This window comes from Sphingopyxis sp. FD7 (assembly GCF_003609835.1).
Lineage (GTDB): Bacteria > Pseudomonadota > Alphaproteobacteria > Sphingomonadales > Sphingomonadaceae > Sphingopyxis.
Genome location: NZ_AP017898.1, coordinates 530674 through 545506, shown reverse-complemented (window position 1 = coordinate 545506; position 14833 = coordinate 530674). Strand labels below are relative to the sequence as shown.

The 14833-nt window shown below is 63.7% G+C and carries 16 protein-coding genes; 8 read left to right on the top strand and 8 right to left on the bottom strand.

Translation table 11 applies throughout. From position 1 onward, the window contains the following. Positions 1–59 precede the first annotated feature (59 nt). Both SPYCA_RS02535 and SPYCA_RS02530 read left to right on the top strand, forming a co-directional pair. Positions 60–2936 (top strand): TonB-dependent receptor domain-containing protein, encoded by a 2877-nt coding sequence (locus tag SPYCA_RS02535; protein ID WP_062770303.1) that lies wholly within the window; start codon positions 60–62, stop codon positions 2934–2936. Beyond that, positions 2930–4885: an Atxe2 family lasso peptide isopeptidase gene (locus tag SPYCA_RS02530; protein ID WP_062770306.1), complete on the top strand. Its 1956-nt coding sequence runs from the start codon at positions 2930–2932 to the stop codon at positions 4883–4885. Before SPYCA_RS02535 ends, SPYCA_RS02530 begins: the two co-directional genes overlap by 7 nt. A 43-nt stretch (positions 4886–4928) precedes the next feature. On the opposite strand, the gene SPYCA_RS02525 is transcribed toward SPYCA_RS02530, so the two are convergent. Then, a complete protein-coding gene (locus SPYCA_RS02525) occupies positions 4929–6116 on the bottom strand; it encodes an asparagine synthase-related protein (RefSeq protein WP_172594963.1) in 1188 nt (395 codons plus the stop codon). Between SPYCA_RS02525 and SPYCA_RS19180 the strand changes: the two genes are divergently transcribed. Continuing rightward, positions 6090–6686, top strand: a complete 597-nt coding sequence (locus SPYCA_RS19180; RefSeq protein ID WP_172594962.1) for a hypothetical protein — start codon at positions 6090–6092, stop codon at positions 6684–6686. The two genes, SPYCA_RS02525 and SPYCA_RS19180, sit on opposite strands and share 27 nt — an antisense overlap. On the opposite strand, the gene SPYCA_RS02520 is transcribed toward SPYCA_RS19180, so the two are convergent. From SPYCA_RS02520 to SPYCA_RS02500, 6 genes are all read right to left on the bottom strand, one after another. Beyond that, on the bottom strand, positions 6626–7276 hold the full coding sequence (locus SPYCA_RS02520; protein WP_120218823.1) for a lasso peptide biosynthesis B2 protein: 651 nt from the start codon (positions 7274–7276) through the stop codon (positions 6626–6628). The two genes, SPYCA_RS19180 and SPYCA_RS02520, sit on opposite strands and share 61 nt — an antisense overlap. A 44-nt stretch (positions 7277–7320) precedes the next feature. Next, entirely contained in the window at positions 7321–7455 is a 135-nt protein-coding gene (locus SPYCA_RS19675) for a hypothetical protein (protein ID WP_255266016.1), read from the bottom strand. Positions 7456–7556: 101 nt separating this feature from the next. Then, positions 7557–8177: a GntR family transcriptional regulator gene (locus SPYCA_RS02515; RefSeq protein ID WP_172594961.1), complete on the bottom strand. Its 621-nt coding sequence runs from the start codon at positions 8175–8177 to the stop codon at positions 7557–7559. Beyond that, positions 8174–9016 (bottom strand): phytanoyl-CoA dioxygenase family protein, encoded by an 843-nt coding sequence (locus SPYCA_RS02510; RefSeq protein ID WP_120218821.1) that lies wholly within the window; start codon positions 9014–9016, stop codon positions 8174–8176. Before SPYCA_RS02510 ends, SPYCA_RS02515 begins: the two co-directional genes overlap by 4 nt. A gap of 73 nt (positions 9017–9089) precedes the next feature. Continuing rightward, on the bottom strand, positions 9090–9800 hold the full coding sequence (locus tag SPYCA_RS02505) for an acyl-homoserine-lactone synthase (RefSeq protein ID WP_269462436.1): 711 nt from the start codon (positions 9798–9800) through the stop codon (positions 9090–9092). Then, the gene (locus SPYCA_RS02500; RefSeq protein ID WP_120218819.1) at positions 9784–10524 is read right to left on the bottom strand and encodes a LuxR family transcriptional regulator; all 741 of its coding nucleotides are present in this window, start codon (positions 10522–10524) and stop codon (positions 9784–9786) included. The genes SPYCA_RS02505 and SPYCA_RS02500 overlap by 17 nt, the downstream gene beginning before the upstream one ends. A gap of 347 nt (positions 10525–10871) precedes the next feature. Between SPYCA_RS02500 and SPYCA_RS02495 the strand changes: the two genes are divergently transcribed. From SPYCA_RS02495 to SPYCA_RS02475, 5 genes are all read left to right on the top strand, one after another. Continuing rightward, positions 10872–11390, top strand: a complete 519-nt coding sequence (locus SPYCA_RS02495) for a helix-turn-helix domain-containing protein (RefSeq protein WP_120218818.1) — start codon at positions 10872–10874, stop codon at positions 11388–11390. A 60-nt stretch (positions 11391–11450) separates the two neighbouring features. Then, positions 11451–11783, top strand: a complete 333-nt coding sequence (locus tag SPYCA_RS02490; RefSeq protein WP_120218817.1) for a hypothetical protein — start codon at positions 11451–11453, stop codon at positions 11781–11783. A 39-nt stretch (positions 11784–11822) separates the two neighbouring features. After that, positions 11823–12296, top strand: a complete 474-nt coding sequence (locus SPYCA_RS02485; protein ID WP_120218816.1) for a hypothetical protein — start codon at positions 11823–11825, stop codon at positions 12294–12296. A gap of 92 nt (positions 12297–12388) precedes the next feature. After that, positions 12389–13225, top strand: a complete 837-nt coding sequence (locus tag SPYCA_RS02480) for a JAB domain-containing protein (RefSeq protein WP_120218815.1) — start codon at positions 12389–12391, stop codon at positions 13223–13225. Positions 13226–13460: 235 nt separating this feature from the next. After that, positions 13461–14222, top strand: coding sequence for a DNA -binding domain-containing protein (locus tag SPYCA_RS02475; RefSeq protein ID WP_120218814.1), 762 nt, complete (start codon positions 13461–13463; stop codon positions 14220–14222). A gap of 33 nt (positions 14223–14255) precedes the next feature. Here the strand turns inward: SPYCA_RS02475 and SPYCA_RS02470 are convergent, their stop codons facing one another. Next, positions 14256–14741, bottom strand: a complete 486-nt coding sequence (locus SPYCA_RS02470; RefSeq protein WP_443029492.1) for a lytic transglycosylase domain-containing protein — start codon at positions 14739–14741, stop codon at positions 14256–14258. Between the last annotated feature and the right edge of the window lie 92 nt (positions 14742–14833).

The window sequence follows — 14833 nt, the reverse complement described above, 5'->3', positions numbered from 1 at the left end:
TGAGAGTGAGACTTCTGGCAGCTATCCTGGCTTCGACGGCTGCGACGATTGGGCTTCCAGTGCCCGCCGCCTCGGCTGAGACGGGCCAACAAAGCTATGACATCGCGCCGCAGGATCTGGCGGACGCTTTGCGGCAATATTCCGAACTTTCGGGCCGGGACGTCATCGCCAATTCGGACGTTGTCGCGCGCAAGAAAAGCGCCCGGGTCAGCGGCACCTTCAACGCCGATGCGGCCCTGGCGCAGCTTCTGGCCGGCACCGAACTGGTCGCCGAAAGCGTGGACGGAACGCTCGTTATCCGCGAGGGAAAGGGCGACAGGTTCGCCGAAAGCTCGGCAAATCGCGGGACCGCGCAGAGTGATGACGCGCAGATCATTGTCACCGGTACCCGCATTCGCGGAGCCGGCCCGGTCGGCTCGCCCGTGACGATCGTGGATCGCGATGCGCTTGACCGGAGCGGGCGCACGACGCTCGCCGACTATCTTCAAACCATCCCGCAGAATTTCTCGGGCGGCCCCAGTGAGGCCACATTTGGCGCGACCGCGCGAGGCAATGCGAACACAAATCTCAACTTCGGGTCGGGGATCAATTTGCGCGGTCTTGGCAGCGCCTCTACGCTCACCCTGTTCGACGGCGTTCGCCCGGCCATGGGCGGTGCCTGGGGTGCGTTTACCGATCTCTCCTTGATCCCCTCGTCCGCGATCGACCGTATCGAGATACTGACCGACGGGGCGTCGGCCATTTACGGTTCGGACGCGGTAGCAGGCGTCGTCAATCTTCGCTTCCGCAATCGCTTCGAAGGTGCGGAGACGCGCATGCGAGCCGGGACGGCGGACGGCGATTTCAGCGAGATGCAGATCGCCCAGCTGCTCGGCAAAAAATGGAACAGCGGTCACCTCGTACTCGCCGCCGAATATTACAGCCGCGGCAACCTGCCCGCAACGAAGCGGCGCTTCACCAGCGAAGATCTGCGCCCCGTAGGCGGCCCCGACCTTCGGTCGAATTTCGCCAATCCCGGGACGATCCTTGCCGCCAATGGCCGCGTTTTCGCAATTCCCCCTGGACAGGACGGGCGGGGCCTCACCGCGGCCGATCTGATCGAGGGGAGCTTCAATCGCGCCGACGCGCAGCGGCTCGTCGACATCCTGCCGCGCCAACGCAGCCTCAGCTTCTATGCCTCAGCCGAACAGGAGATCGGGGCGATCACCCTTTTTGCGCGGGGTCTCTATGCGGACAGGCGTTACCGTGTGAACCAGCGCCGGTTCGGACCCGTTCCCGTCACCGTCACGAGCGCCAATCCCTATTATGTCGATCCGATCGGCACCGGTCAGCCGATCACGGTATTCTACGACCCGTCGGCCGATTTCGGTCCCGAGGGCGCGCGCGGTAGAGCGCGCGCCCTCAACCTCTCAGGCGGGGCACGCGCCAATGTTGGCGACTGGTCGCTCGAGATCAGCGGCGGCTACGGCCTGCAGCGCGAGCGCGCCGACGACATCAATATCATCCACATCACGCGCCGCTCCGAGGCGCTCGTATTATCCGACCCGGCAACAGCGCTGAACGTGTTCGGAGACGGCGCGGTCAATGATCCGGCGCTTGTCGGCAGACTTCGCGGCGGCCTTGTCTCGCGGGTGCGCTCGCGAGTCTGGACGGCGGCTCTGCGCGCGGACGGCAGTTTGTTCGATCTTCCCGCCGGCACAGTGAAACTCGCCGCCGGCGCCGAGATTCGCGGCGAACGCCTCGACTATACGTCGGTCTTTGACCTCTTCGGTAACAGCACAACCACCTCGCGCCTGCCCGGGCTTCCGGGCAAGCGCACGGTTCGAGCCCTTTATGGCGAGTTGGTAATTCCCATCTTCGATGCAGGGACGAGCCTCCCGGGTGCGCTGCAGCTGTCGCTCGCCGGACGCCATGAGGATTATTCGGACGTCGGCAGCACGAGCAACCCCAAGCTGGGTCTGCGCTGGACGCCCGTTCGGGGCGTGGTGGTCCGGGCCTCCTATGGCCATTCCTTCAGGGCACCCTTCTTCACCGAACTGGTCGGCGCCGCCAATGCGACCTACCAGCCCGTCTATCTGCCCGATCCTCAATCGCCGACCGGCCAGACGCTGGCGCTCGCGCTACTTGGTTTCCGTCCCGACCTTGGCCCCGAGAAGGCGACGAGCTGGACGGCGGGCGTCGACCTCGAACCCGTCGCCCTGCCGGGGTTGAGGCTTTCAGCCACCTGGTTCGACATTGCCTATCGCGACCGTATCGCGAGCGCCTCCTTCGATATTTTCAACTTCCTCGCACGGCGGGATGTCTATGGCGAGCTTGTCGACGAGACGCCCGACCCGGCGGAGGTCGCTGCCTATTTCGCAAATCCGAACCTCAGAAATCCGCTCGGTGTCCAAGCTTCGGATATCGAGGTCATCGCCGATGCGCGAACTTTCAACCTGTCGCGGGTGACGATCCGCGGCCTGGATTTCGACGCTTCCTACCGCCATTCCATTCCGAATGGCGCGCTCACGCTTTCGCTGGGCGGATCTCGCCTGTTCAGCATCGACCAGCAGGTCACGCGCTCCGCGCCAGCGATCAACGCGGTCGGGACGCTTGGCAATCCCGTGAAGCTCCGCCTGCGCGGTCGCCTCGGCTTCGAGGCGGGGCCCTTCGACGGCGGGCTGTCGCTGCTCCATATGTCGGGTTATCGCAACCAGACCGCGACGCCTGCCGAAAAGGTGAAGAGCTGGACGACATTCGACCTCCAGCTCGGCGCGCGCATCGCTGGCGCTCCAGGTGGGCGAGCCTTCCGCCTGGCACTCAACGTCAACAATCTCTTCGATCGGGACCCGCCTTATGTCCTTTTCAGAACGGCGACCTCGGTACTCGGCTATGACCCCGAGCAGGCGAGCGCTGTAGGGCGAACGATCGCGCTGCAGGGGATCGTAACATGGTGATGCTGGCGGCGGCGATGGCCGCCGCCACGCCGCTCGTCACCGTCGAGGATATTGTGGCGACACGCGACATCAGCGGCGTCACCATATCGCCCGACGGCCGCTGGGCTGCCTATCGTGTGAGCGAGCCTTCGGTGGCCGAAAACCGCGTTGCACTTGGCTGGCATATCGTTGGGGTCAATGGCGGCGACCATCGCCGCGTCGCGGATGGAGGCGCGGCGAGGTTCAGCTTTGCCGGCACGCTGATCGAGAATGCGCCCATATGGGACGCGGATTCGAAAGGCTTCCACTTTCTTGCGATGCAGGACGGCGCGGTCGGCGTGTGGTCGTGGCGCATGGGCGGCAAGGCCCGGCTCGCGATTTCCGATCCTGCCGACATCGTCGATTTCCGGATGGCGGACGATGGTCGCCGCATCATCTATCATGTCGGGGCGACACGAGCCCAAATCGCGGCGGCGGAAAAGCGGGCCTATGATGAGGGGGTGCTCGTTGATCCAACGGTCGATGTCATGCAGCCGTTCGCCGGGGGCGCGATCGTCGACGGGAAGCGCGTCATGCAGCGGCTGCGGGGAGGATGGTTTGAACGCGTGCGCCTCCTCGCGGACACGCCGCCGACGGAAAAATCGGCGATGGTGTGGGGATCGGCCCAGCCCGACTCTCCCGTGCCGCAGACCTCTGCGATCGGGCAACATGTCGTCGCCGGCGACAGCGCGGAGGCCAGAATCGTTCGCGATGGAGGCAAAACCCGCGTCGACGTGTTGCAGCCGGGCCATCCGCCCCTCGAATGCGCTATCGCTGCCTGTGCATCACCCAGGCTCCGCGCGCTTGGCTGGCGCCCCGACGGCAAGGCGCTTTTGCTCTTCGAGGCCAGTCCGGGATCCGAAGAGACAATTTCGTTGTGGCGTCTGAATGGCGAAGCGCCTGAACGGCTCGCGGTCACCGACGGGGCGCCCTTCTCGCCCTTCAATCCCGATCGCTGCGCGATTGGACCCGCCTTCCTTGTCTGCGCCGAAGCCTCAGGCGTCTCGCCGCCGAGGCTTGTTCGCGTCGATTATAGCAGCGGGGCCCGGAAACTCCTGGTCGACCCCAATGCGGACCTGCGGCGCAAGATCGCCACAAAGGCCACGCCCATGTCCTGGTCGATCGCCAGTGGGCAAAAGTTCAGCGGTTTCCTGCTTCGTCCAGCGCACGCTGCGCCGCCCTTCCCGCTCGTGATCCAATATTATCATTGCGACGGTTTCTTGAAGGGCGGCGTCGGCGACGAGATCCCGATGCTGCCCCTCGCGGACTCCGGGATAGCGGTTCTCTGTATCCGAAAGGCTCAGGGCAAATTCTCCAACGCTGAGGAAGAATATGACCTGGCGCTTTCGGGCATCTCCGCCGCAATCGATACGCTCGCCGCAGACGGCATCGTCGATCCACGGCATGTCGGTATTGGCGGCCTCAGTTTCGGATCGCAGGTCGCCCTCTGGGCCATCCGCAAGTCGGATCGCTTCGCCGCCGCGACGCTCTCGTCGGCGCAGTTCGAACCCCATTTCTATTGGGCCACTGCGTTGCCCGGCAGCGGTATGCCCGACACGCTGGCGAACCGATGGGGCCTCGGCGATCCCGACACCGATCCCGAAGGCTGGAACCGGCTTTCCGCGACAAGCGACGCCGCCGGCCTCGACACCCCTCTCCTGATGCAACTACCCGAAGCCGAGGCTCGCCTTGTCATCGAGTTTCACACGCGCCTCAAACGGGCCGGAAAGCCCGCCGAGCTCTTCGTGTTCGCCGACGAGCCTCACATCAAGACCCAGCCGGTGCATCAATTTGCGGTCAATGCGCGCAACCTCGACTGGTATCGCTTCTGGCTGGCCGATTTCGAGGATCCGAACCCTCAAAAGCAGGATCGATATGCGCGTTGGCGCGAATTGCGCGCGGGACATCCCTTGCAACGTCCCGCGCCATAGGTTCGTGCCGGGCGTCCGTTCCCCGGCGGACATCCGGCACGGGCTATTGGCCGCCAGCCGTCGGTGCCCCTGCAACCGAACGCGCCCATCTTTCCATGTCGACGAGTTGCAATATGCGAACATAGTCATTGTCGAGCGCGCCAGCAGGACGCGCGGTCGCGGCGCCAATCGCGTCACAATCAATGATACCCAGCGCCGCCAGCAGTCCCTCCTGCAAAAAGTCGCGCAGATGTGCGCGGTTTCGATCATAGGCCGGCACAAACAGGGATTCGAGTCCGCCCTTCGTTCGGCGCTGTAAAACAAGCGCCGGAAGATCGCCCGCAAACGCCTTGCGCGCTAGTGAGCGATCGTGCCCGCCCGCCGACCATTGCCAGACCGGGACGCCAAGGCCGTATTCGACCAATGGTTGCGAAAGCAGCGGCGCGATCACGGGCACATGAAAAGCGCGGTCATAACCGTCGAGAAAGGGCAGGATGCGCATCAGCATGCCCACATAGGCGCGCTGTCCGTCGCTGGCGGCGGACGCATCGGCAAACCAGGGATGTTCTGGCACCGTCGAAGCATGACGGCTAGCCAGGAACCGCTCATCGCGAGGCCAGGGCGGAGGCCGCTTCAGAAGGCGCCTGATAGCGAAGCGCCATGCTTCGAGCATATGGGTGTTAGTGAGGCGCCCAAGGTCGGAGGCCGCTCGCCAGGCCGCGCCGAGCCCGGCAAAGCGCAGCGCGTCGACTACGGGAGCTGCGGAAATGATATAGCCGAAGAGATTATCGCCGCCGACGCCGGTGAATATCGCGCCCGCACCATAGCCCTCGGCTGCTTCGCATAACCGGATATCGCTCTCGTCGATCAGGCCGAAGCCGCCGGGCCTGACGCGCGGTTCGCCGAGGGCAGCAAGCGGGTCCGGTGGGGCCGCATTCAGCAATATTTCGAGAAGCGCTATGTCGGCGTGATCGGCGACCGCATGGGCGTATCGGCGTTCGTCCCCATCAGGACGCCGCGTCACAAGCGTCACCGCGCGCCACGTCGCACGCGTCCGCGCGAGCGAGGCGGCGACGATCGAGGAATCAAGCCCGCCCGAGAGCTCGAGCTGGACGCGCTCGAACCGCGTCGACCATGCGCCGACCGCTGACATGACGTGTCGGCGGAGCTCGTCGAGCGACGCCTCGACTGGTGGACGCACGGTGAAGGACCATGGCGACCAGGCTTGGCGAACGACCGCGGGCGAACCCATCATGAGTGTTTCGCCGGCGAGAAGCTCGCGCACCATGGCGATCCCGGTTGCCGGACCGCGCAAGATAGGGAAGCGAAGCTGGGCATCGATCGCGGCGGGATCGAGCCTGTCGAGGGAAAGGCCCATCGCCTTGCCAATCTCGAGGTGCGAAAATGCGCAGGCGCCGTCTTCGGCGAAAAAGAGCGCTGGTCCCGTCACCGGCGATCGCAGGACATGGACATCGCCCGCCGGCTCCTTCCAGGCCAGAAGATAATTGCCCCACAAATGTTTGACGGCCCATTCAGCGCCGCGCGCTTCGATTTCACGGGCTTCGTCATCACCGAGCTCATCGCAGGCGCGATTGTCCGAGCGGCGGAACGCCCAGCCAAACAGAAGCGTGTTACCCTTCTTCGAAAACGCTACCGCCGCGTCGCTCAGCAACCGGACATGGGCCAGTCGCGCGACCTCGCGGAGGCTCCCACGGGGTTCAGAATGCGACGCAGCGCGCGCTTCGAAGGCGATGCGCAAAGTCACAGCCTGAAGACCGGTGAGAAACTGAGCACATTCGCCAGCGGATCGGACAACAGATAGTCTTCGGCCTGCACCCAGCAATGCGCGGCGAAAGGATCGAGGCGAACGCCGAAATAGAGGTCGGCGTCGAGGCCCTTTCGCCAGAGGAGGCGCATCAGGGCGAGCGAGTCCGGAACGCAGCTTCGCTGGATCGGGACGTCGGCACGTCGAAGAGCGAAGGCGCGCGCGTGGTCCGCAGTTTCGATGGAAAGCTGCCGCCCGACATCCACCGGGCGAGCCCGGCGCCATGCCGCGATACTGCGCTTGATGCCCAATATCCGCAGGCTGGCGCTCGCCTCCAGTTGCGCGCGCAGCGCATGGTGAAATGGAAGATGGGCTGACACACGGGCTTCCGCCTCGAGGACACTTGAGCCGGGCAGCGCAGCCTCCACCGGTTCGAAACCGTTGCTGCCTTCGACCAGCAGCGACCGCCCGCCGGGCCGGGGAAGGCGACGAATTGTGCCTGCATCAACCGTCCCGGCGATCAGGTCCCGCAGAGCCTGGGCGGCCTCGGCCTTGATCAGAAAATAGCGGTTGATGTCGAGGTCGAGCAAAACGGCGCGTTCGCCGATGAAGCCAAAGGAAAGCCCGGGTCGAAGCTGATATGTCATGAGAATGTGGAGGGCGCGGCGATGTGCCGCGCCCTCCCCGGCCTTCAGTCAGCCAGGATGGCCGGAACGAGCCGTTCGAAGCCGCCGATTTCGGCGACGTAGATGAGCGAGCCGCGCGTCTCGATGCTCGCGACGCCCAGTTCCTCGATGCCGTCTTCGACAATGTCATTGCGGTCCATGGGACTCTCCTTCGTCAATGCCGCGGAATTGCGACACGGCCAAGGCTATGCTCCGTCGTTCAAATAGGAATTTTATACGGCTCATATGGGTCGAATATATTCTAGAGCGACTCTTCGCGCGGCCTGAGTTCCGCCACGACGCGGCCCGCGAGAAGGATACGGCGGCGATGGAAACGTGTGATTTTGCTGCGCAAGGCGCTCCAGCGCCCGAAACGAAAATCATCGTCCATCGCGATGATCGCCGCATCGCACCGCCGGTCGACGCGTGCTTCGGCGATCCGAAACACATGGCAGCGTTCGATCAAACTCACCGTCGCAAATCGAAGTTCTCGATTAGAGTTGGTCCAGGCGATGGCCCGGAACAACGCCGCAACCCGCTCGGGATAATCGCCGGCTCCTGAGTCGCTGAACGATCGCTGCGGAATTTGGGGGTCGGGCGGCTGCCCCTCGAGCGCCAGCGCCAGAAGCGACGCGCCCCAGGCATAAAGGTCGTGGAGGTCGGCTTCGGCCAGTATCGGTTGCCGAAACCCTTCGTGACGCCAGGCTTCGAGCAGCCTTTCGCCGGAAAGGCGGTAGAGGGCATCGCGGACCGGCGTCGGGCTGACGCCAAGCACCCTCGCAAGCTGCGCGGGTTCGAGCCGCTCCCCCGGCGCGAAGTCGCCGCGCATCACCTTCGCCTTGAGCTCGGCATAGACGAGTTCCATCGTCGCGCCGGGACTCATGATCTCGTCCCCGAGGCGCCCACTTGCTGGGACGCGACGTGCTGCGCGAGCATGGCGGCTTGATCGGGCCGAAGCGCATCGACCGCCGGACGCGCGTCTTCGGGATCGGCATCGAAGAGGACCGACGGGCATTGACCCTCGAAATTGCCGAGATTGGGCCTGTGCTGGACATAGCCGACGAGTTCGGAGATTTCCCTTGGGAATGATCGCGCGATATGCGGAGGATAGGCCAGCCATTGATTCTCATAGGGCTTGAGCCATCCAAGACAGTAGCTGACAATGATACCCCGCCGGACACCCTTGCTATGGTTCGCGCCGGCGCCGTGCAGCGTCGACCCGAGGAAGACGATCGCATCGCCGGGCTCGGCCTCGGCGACGACGGGCGCTTCCGTCGGCTGTTCCACCAGCGCTTCGAGCCCGTGGCTGCGCGGCCAGATGATCGTGGCGCCGTTCTCCTCGGTGAAAGATGTCAGCGGCCACATGACGTTGAGGAGATATTCGACCTCGCCGAGCGCGCCTTGCCACATATCCTGGTCACGGTGCGGAAATTGGGCGAGCGCGCCGGGATGAAGCTCGATCGCCTGCGCGAGGTTGAGCTGAATGCGCTCGCACCAATTGCCAAGCGCGACCTCGGCCAATTCGAGAATTGCCGGGTTCATAACGAGGTCCGCCATGTACGGCGAGCGAATGAGCAAGCGTCCGAAACGCTTGGTCCTCGCGCCGTAGAAGCCGCCTTCACAGAAGGGTGTGGCAGCATAACGCGAATCGAGGTCTGCATTGATACGGCCGAGCAATGACGGTGGCGCGGCACACCGGATGATGGAGAAGCCATCGGACATGAGGTCACGGGCCGCCGGCGAGCCTCGACGATCTATTCCGTAGGATGCTGGATTGATGATCATCGCGCCCTCCTCAAGCAGCACGCGCGGCGGGTGCCGCAGCAGACTTGGCGGCGATGCCCGCTGCGGCGAGCTTCGCCACCGTGGAGCGATCGATATCGATGCGAAGCGCCACAAGCGCCTGTCCCTGGTGGAGGACCGGCTCGCCAAGCGCGTGGCAGTCCCAGCCGAAAGTCTGAATCTGGCGGAACCAGCCAAGTTCGGCCACGCCGGTGTAGGTATGGATGCCGTTCGCGAGCGCATGTTTGGCGAGACCCACGAGAAGTATGTCGCGTGCGATCCGGCGCTGCCGCGCGCCGATCCCGGGCGAGAGGCAGAAGCGGGTGATTTCGAAGATCGCTGGCCCCTGAGGGATGGGACCGGCGACGAGAAAGGGAAACAGCGCGTCGAGCAGCGCGGGCCGCGTGGTCGGCAGCAGACGCGCCGAAGCAAGATGTTCGCCCGCTTCATCGGTGACGATCAGATAGGTGGCATGGATATCGTCGAAATGATCGACTTCATATTGACCCGCGAGGGCCGGAATGTCCCATTTCAGAAGATCGATGAAGACGCGTTTGCGCGCCGCGAACATAGAACGAAGCGCGATATGTTCGCGGTCCCGGCTATCCCGGTCTACGGTGAGAAGCATGAGATTGTCCCCTTGTTTGAAAAGAGACAATCCAGATGAACCGGGAAATGCGGCGGTGCCATAACACAAAGGGGGGGTGTCAGCCTCGGGCGACATCCCCGAAACAGATCGCGCTGTCGAACAGGGCGCGGATGGCGAGCGCTATCCGGGTCGGCGCGTCATAGGCAGCCCGCGCATTGCGCAAATGCTCCCGCACCGTCTCCTCGCTAATGTCGAGCAGTTGCGCGATGACCGAGTTGGATTTGCCTCGGGCCGCCCACATCAGGCATTCGATCTGCCGATCAGTGAGTTGCGGCCGATCTTCGAGCGACACGGGATCGCCGAGCCGGCGCGCAGCTTCGAAGACGAACGCCCCGAGGCTTTGCGCAAAGACAAGCGCTTCGGGCGGCATCGATCCGCTATCGGTCCATGCAAAGGATACAGAGCCATGCGCCTCCCCCGGCAAATGCACGGGGACCGTCAGTCCGTCGGCGATGTTGTGGCGCCGGGCGCGTGCCAGCACCTCGGCATCCTGAGGTCGCGGCCGATGGAGCGTCATATCGCGCCAGCGGAAGCCCGAGGTTCGCCGATGACTGAAGCGGTGCACGGGATCCGAGACGCCGAGGCGATTCTCGTCGAACCAATGCGCAAAGCCTTCGGGATAATTGTGGAGACGGATGCCCTTGTCAGGAGCCGCGAGAAAATCGACATGGTGGCTGATCGCAAACCAGGCGCAGCCCATATGCGAGCAAATCTCGCGGAGGATATCGACGAGCGCATCCTCGCTTTCGACCGTCATGATATCGTCTTCGAGCTGCCGCGCGGCCTCGATTGTGCGCATTCCGACCCATTGGCGGCACCGGCAGCGTCCTCAAGCCTGACTGCCGGGTACAGCCCCTGTTTCAGTGCCGAACCCTGAGCCCTCTCAAGCAGGCAAAGGTCCGGCCATGACGCCTGCCGTTGGTCCATCGGCAGCGCGGAACGGGGGCGAAGCTATCGGCGGCGCCATATGTTTCAAATATATTCGTCAGTTAGAACCAGATTGGGGATTGTTTCGAAGTCGAAGCACTCCGACAATCAAAAGTCAGCGCCCGGCTACGGGTAACTTCTGTTGGGGGACGGGCTTTATGAAGAAGCCAAATTTCAAAAGCGGCTTGCCTCAATCCGGAATGTCACGAAACTGACGGGATGGATGGGGCGCACGAACCGGGCGCGGCCGATGCAAGGCTATGGGCGCTATTGACCGACAAGCAGCGCGCGTGCCTCGACCTCGTGCTCCAGCGCAAGACCTCGAAGCAGATCGCCCGCGAGCTCGGAATCTCGCGGTACACGGTCGATCAGCGGATATCCGCTGCGCGCAAGACGCTCGGCGCAGTCAATCGTGACGATACCGCAATCCGCTATGCCCGGCTGAAAAGCATATGCGATCGGATCGCATATGATCCGGTAGAGCTTCCCATCATGCCCTCCCTCGCGCCATCCGATTTCCCGGACGGCGATCCGGCCCATTATCTCGATGTCCGCGAAGGCAAAGGGGCGATGGCCGGGTTATCGGGCGAACGCCCACCGTCCGGGACGATCTGGAGGCACGACCATGCACCGACCGCCAAGGCCACAATCATCGCTATCATGCTCATGGTGGTGGTGTTCGCTTTGCTCGGCGGGCTCGGTATTGCCGAGGCGCTGACGCGCCTCATGTCCGGCTAAATCCCTTCATCTTGCCCAACAGCAACAGTCGGAAGCCCTGCTTCCGGCAAAGGAGAAGTCATGTCCGAACATCTCATATCCATTGCCACGAGCTTGCAGCAGCAGCTCCCATCAGCCGAATTCCGGATCGACGATGCCCTCATCGCCGTATCGTCGCTCATGGCGAGCGTGGTGACGGCGCGGCGCGACACCGAAGGCGTGCCGCCGGCCAAGGGGCAGGCGACGATCCAGCGCCTTGCGAAAGCGCAGATGGCGCTGATCGACGCCGGCGGCGAGGTCCTGCGCGTCCATGGCGAACTGGTTGCCATCGGCCAGGAAACGGCGGGTTATGACCTGCACGAGGAATGCCCGAAGCGGGCAGCCGTCCACCGGCTGCATGCGGTCGCAACCTAAGAATTTGACCGGGGACCGCGAGAGTGAAACAGGTGCGAAATGCGCGTCGCGATCTTCGCCCTGTTCCTGCTCGCGGCTCTTGGCTACGCCGCCTGGCGGGGTGGCGGCCCCGAAAGGGTGATGGCGGGGATCGCGGCGACGATGGTCGGCTCGGATCTGCTGCTGCACCAGTTCGTTGCGCCAGAATATGCGGTTCTCGATTTCGGGCATTTGCTCATCGATGGTTTCGGCGCCTCCGCGACATTGCTTCTCGCACTTTTCGCCTATCGTTTTTGGCCGATGATCGCGGCCGTTCTCCACATATTGCCGCTGCTGGCCCACTCGAGCCGCGCCCTCAATCTCGCGATGGATCCGGCGGCCTATATGGTCATGCAGGTCGCGGCCTCCTGGGCGGTTCCCCCTCTCCTGTTGTTCGCAACCTGGCGGCACCAAAGGCGGCTTCGTACCAACGCCAGCTATCCGTCCTGGCACAGCTCATCGCAGCGATTTCTCCGGAAAACAGCGAAGACCTAGCGCGCGCGCTTCTCGAAGAGTTTCACAGTCTCGAGAGGATCTGGGCCCAGACGCCCGAAGCCCTGGCCCGTATTCTCGGCGACCGTGCAGCGGTGATCGAGCTCCTCCTCTGCACGCGGCGCGCGATGCTCGCATCGCTGCGAGGTAGGCTCCATACGAGGCGGATCGATCCGGACGATGCGAAACTCAGAGACTATCTCATTGCGTCCATGGGGTCGCTCGCCGACGAGCATTTGCGCATCCTGTTCCTCGATGGGGCGCGACACCTCATTGCCGATGAATGCCTGCAAAACGGCAGTCTCGCCCATCTGGCCCTCTATCCCCGGGTCATCTTCCGCCGCGCGCTCGAGCTTAACGCGGCCGCGATCCTGCTAGTCCACAATCATCCGAGCGGAAATCCGCATCCGAGCGACGAGGACATCGAAGCAACGCGCCGCCTCGCGGATATCGGGCATGCACTCGATATCCGTCTGTCGGGTCATATCGTCGTGACCGCAAACCAGACCTCACGGATAGTCGTGGATGATGCGGCCCGACGCGGCACCTTTTCGTTCACGCTGAAGAGTCCGGATACTCATGCTGAGCGGCATGCCAGGGCGCTCGCGCTCGCCAACGCGCGCCTCGCGCAGCGCCGCCGTTTTCTGCGCCGACACCTGATTGGGGCCGAGCATCTCTTCGTCGAGCCTGCCTGGGACATGCTCCTCGACCTCTTCATCCATCAGTGCGAAGGCCGGGTGCTCCATCTATATCCCATGTGCGTCGCGTCGGGCATCCCGATGAGCAGCGCGCTGCGGCTCGCCCAAAAGCTCTGCGAAGCAGGCATATTACGGCGGCAGCCCGATACGTTCGACGGGCGGCGGAGCATCATGACGATAGAGCCCGAGATTGTGCATCGGCTCGGCGCCTATTTTGCGGAAGGTGCTGAATAGCCGGCTAGCCATACTCCCGGTGCCGCATATATGCGCCGGAGAACCACGAGCCGGGACAATGCAGGTCCGGCTCCGCGGCGGCGAAGCGGCTTTACACCCGCCACGCCGGGCGCAACCGGAACGTGCCGTGCGGCACGACGACACGACCCTCCAAGCTTCCAGACTCTGAGAGATATCGACAAGGTCCAGAACGACGCTTCATGAAAATATTCCGAATATATTCCGGCTATTTTGCATGAACGGCGGTCCGCCTGCAGCCGATTGGCAGGTGGCACGCGAATATTCCGCGCTGATGCTGTGCGACCGACGCGCCTTCGCGTGGGAATGGCTGCGGCGAACAGGTCGGTATCGCCGCCTATGGGCGGCCCGCGACCGGCTTCCGGTCGACGCACCGATAAGCGTCGGTCTGCTTGCCTGGATCGACCCCGCCATTCCCGCTCCCGAAGCCCGGCCCATCTGGTCGCCCGACGTCGACCCAAAGGTTCTCCAAACGCGCGCGGCAAGCCGCGCGCCTCGCCCCGGAGATTGTTTCGATGTCCTCGCGCTCGCCGACTATGTCTCGATCGCGGTCGATCAAGGCAATAGAGAACATTGGCTCATTTCGGATGGTCGCTGGCTGATCCGGCTTATGCACCATGATGGCACCTTGCTCGGCCGATCCACTCTGCTCGTGCATGAGATCGAAGGCCTGGATTCGGCGGCCCCAAAGATCGCCGCGTTGCAGCAGTTTCTTGCATTGACGGCGCGCGGCGAGATGCCGGCGCCGCTGCGTCCGCGCGAAAGCCGAGCGGCGCGCTGGATACTCGAGCTGCGAACCGCCGATGCGCTGGCCGCAGGCGCATCACAGAAGAGAATCGCCGAGGTCCTGTTCGGGGAGAGTGTCACGGCGCGCCGTTGGCGGGTCGAAAGTGCATCCTACCGCTCGCGCGTTCAGCGACTCGTCAAGGCCGCGCAGCAGTACCTCACCGATCCATTCAGCGGGCCGTGGTTCCGCTGAGGCGCCAAAACGCGGGTCTTCCCATGATCGAGGTCACCATATCGATCGTCCAAAACGTCGCTGCAAATGGACCGCGACGCTGTTTGCATATCGCGCCTGCCGCCAGCCCGTCGGGCTATGGTAGACGCCGATCGCTTTCCAATAGTCGCCTGTGGCGGCCAGTCCGGACAGAAATATCCAGCGCGCCGCCTCGGCGTTGAAACAGGCATCGTTCTGCAGCCATGATCGGACGTGAACCTCGGGACGTCCGACGAGTTTGGCAATTTTCGGAACCCACCAGCTGTTGATCTGAAGGGGCCCAAGATCATGTGTGCCATTGCTGTTGGCGACGGCGGCGCCGATCCAGCCTCCCTCCTGGTCGCGAAGGCCCCACAAGGTGCGCTCGAGCCACGCCCTGCCTTTTGAGGCCTTGCGTATGCAGGTGGCGAGTTCGGCTTCCTGCGGCGTGACCCGCGGCTTGGCCGAAGCCGTGGTTCCGAACCCGGCAAGGGTGGAAGCCGCGACAAGGATGATCAGCAAGTGATAGATAATAGGGGATTTCATCATGAGGTTCGTCGCTCCGAAAAAGATTAGGGGCCGCCGGCGCGGATTCGACCGCCATCGGTCCGACG

What these genes read in the sequence shown, in the direction of transcription:
- SPYCA_RS02530 (WP_062770306.1), top strand. Translation starts at nt 2,930, where the DNA reads ATGGTGATGCTGGCGGCGGCGATGGCCGCCGCCACGCCGCTCGTCACC.
- SPYCA_RS02525 (WP_172594963.1), bottom strand. Translation starts at nt 6,116, where the DNA reads ATGGGTTCGCCCGCGGTCGTTCGCCAAGCCTGGTCGCCATGGTCCTTC.
- SPYCA_RS02520 (WP_120218823.1), bottom strand. Translation starts at nt 7,276, where the DNA reads ATGACATATCAGCTTCGACCCGGGCTTTCCTTTGGCTTCATCGGCGAA.
- SPYCA_RS19675 (WP_255266016.1), bottom strand. Translation starts at nt 7,455, where the DNA reads ATGGACCGCAATGACATTGTCGAAGACGGCATCGAGGAACTGGGCGTC.
- SPYCA_RS02515 (WP_172594961.1), bottom strand. Translation starts at nt 8,177, where the DNA reads ATGAGTCCCGGCGCGACGATGGAACTCGTCTATGCCGAGCTCAAGGCG.
- SPYCA_RS02510 (WP_120218821.1), bottom strand. Translation starts at nt 9,016, where the DNA reads ATGTCCGATGGCTTCTCCATCATCCGGTGTGCCGCGCCACCGTCATTG.
- SPYCA_RS02505 (WP_269462436.1), bottom strand. Translation starts at nt 9,800, where the DNA reads ATGTCGCCCGAGGCTGACACCCCCCCTTTGTGTTATGGCACCGCCGCA.
- SPYCA_RS02500 (WP_120218819.1), bottom strand. Translation starts at nt 10,524, where the DNA reads ATGCGCACAATCGAGGCCGCGCGGCAGCTCGAAGACGATATCATGACG.
- SPYCA_RS02495 (WP_120218818.1), top strand. Translation starts at nt 10,872, where the DNA reads ATGGATGGGGCGCACGAACCGGGCGCGGCCGATGCAAGGCTATGGGCG.
- SPYCA_RS02490 (WP_120218817.1), top strand. Translation starts at nt 11,451, where the DNA reads ATGTCCGAACATCTCATATCCATTGCCACGAGCTTGCAGCAGCAGCTC.
- SPYCA_RS02485 (WP_120218816.1), top strand. Translation starts at nt 11,823, where the DNA reads ATGCGCGTCGCGATCTTCGCCCTGTTCCTGCTCGCGGCTCTTGGCTAC.
- SPYCA_RS02475 (WP_120218814.1), top strand. Translation starts at nt 13,461, where the DNA reads ATGAACGGCGGTCCGCCTGCAGCCGATTGGCAGGTGGCACGCGAATAT.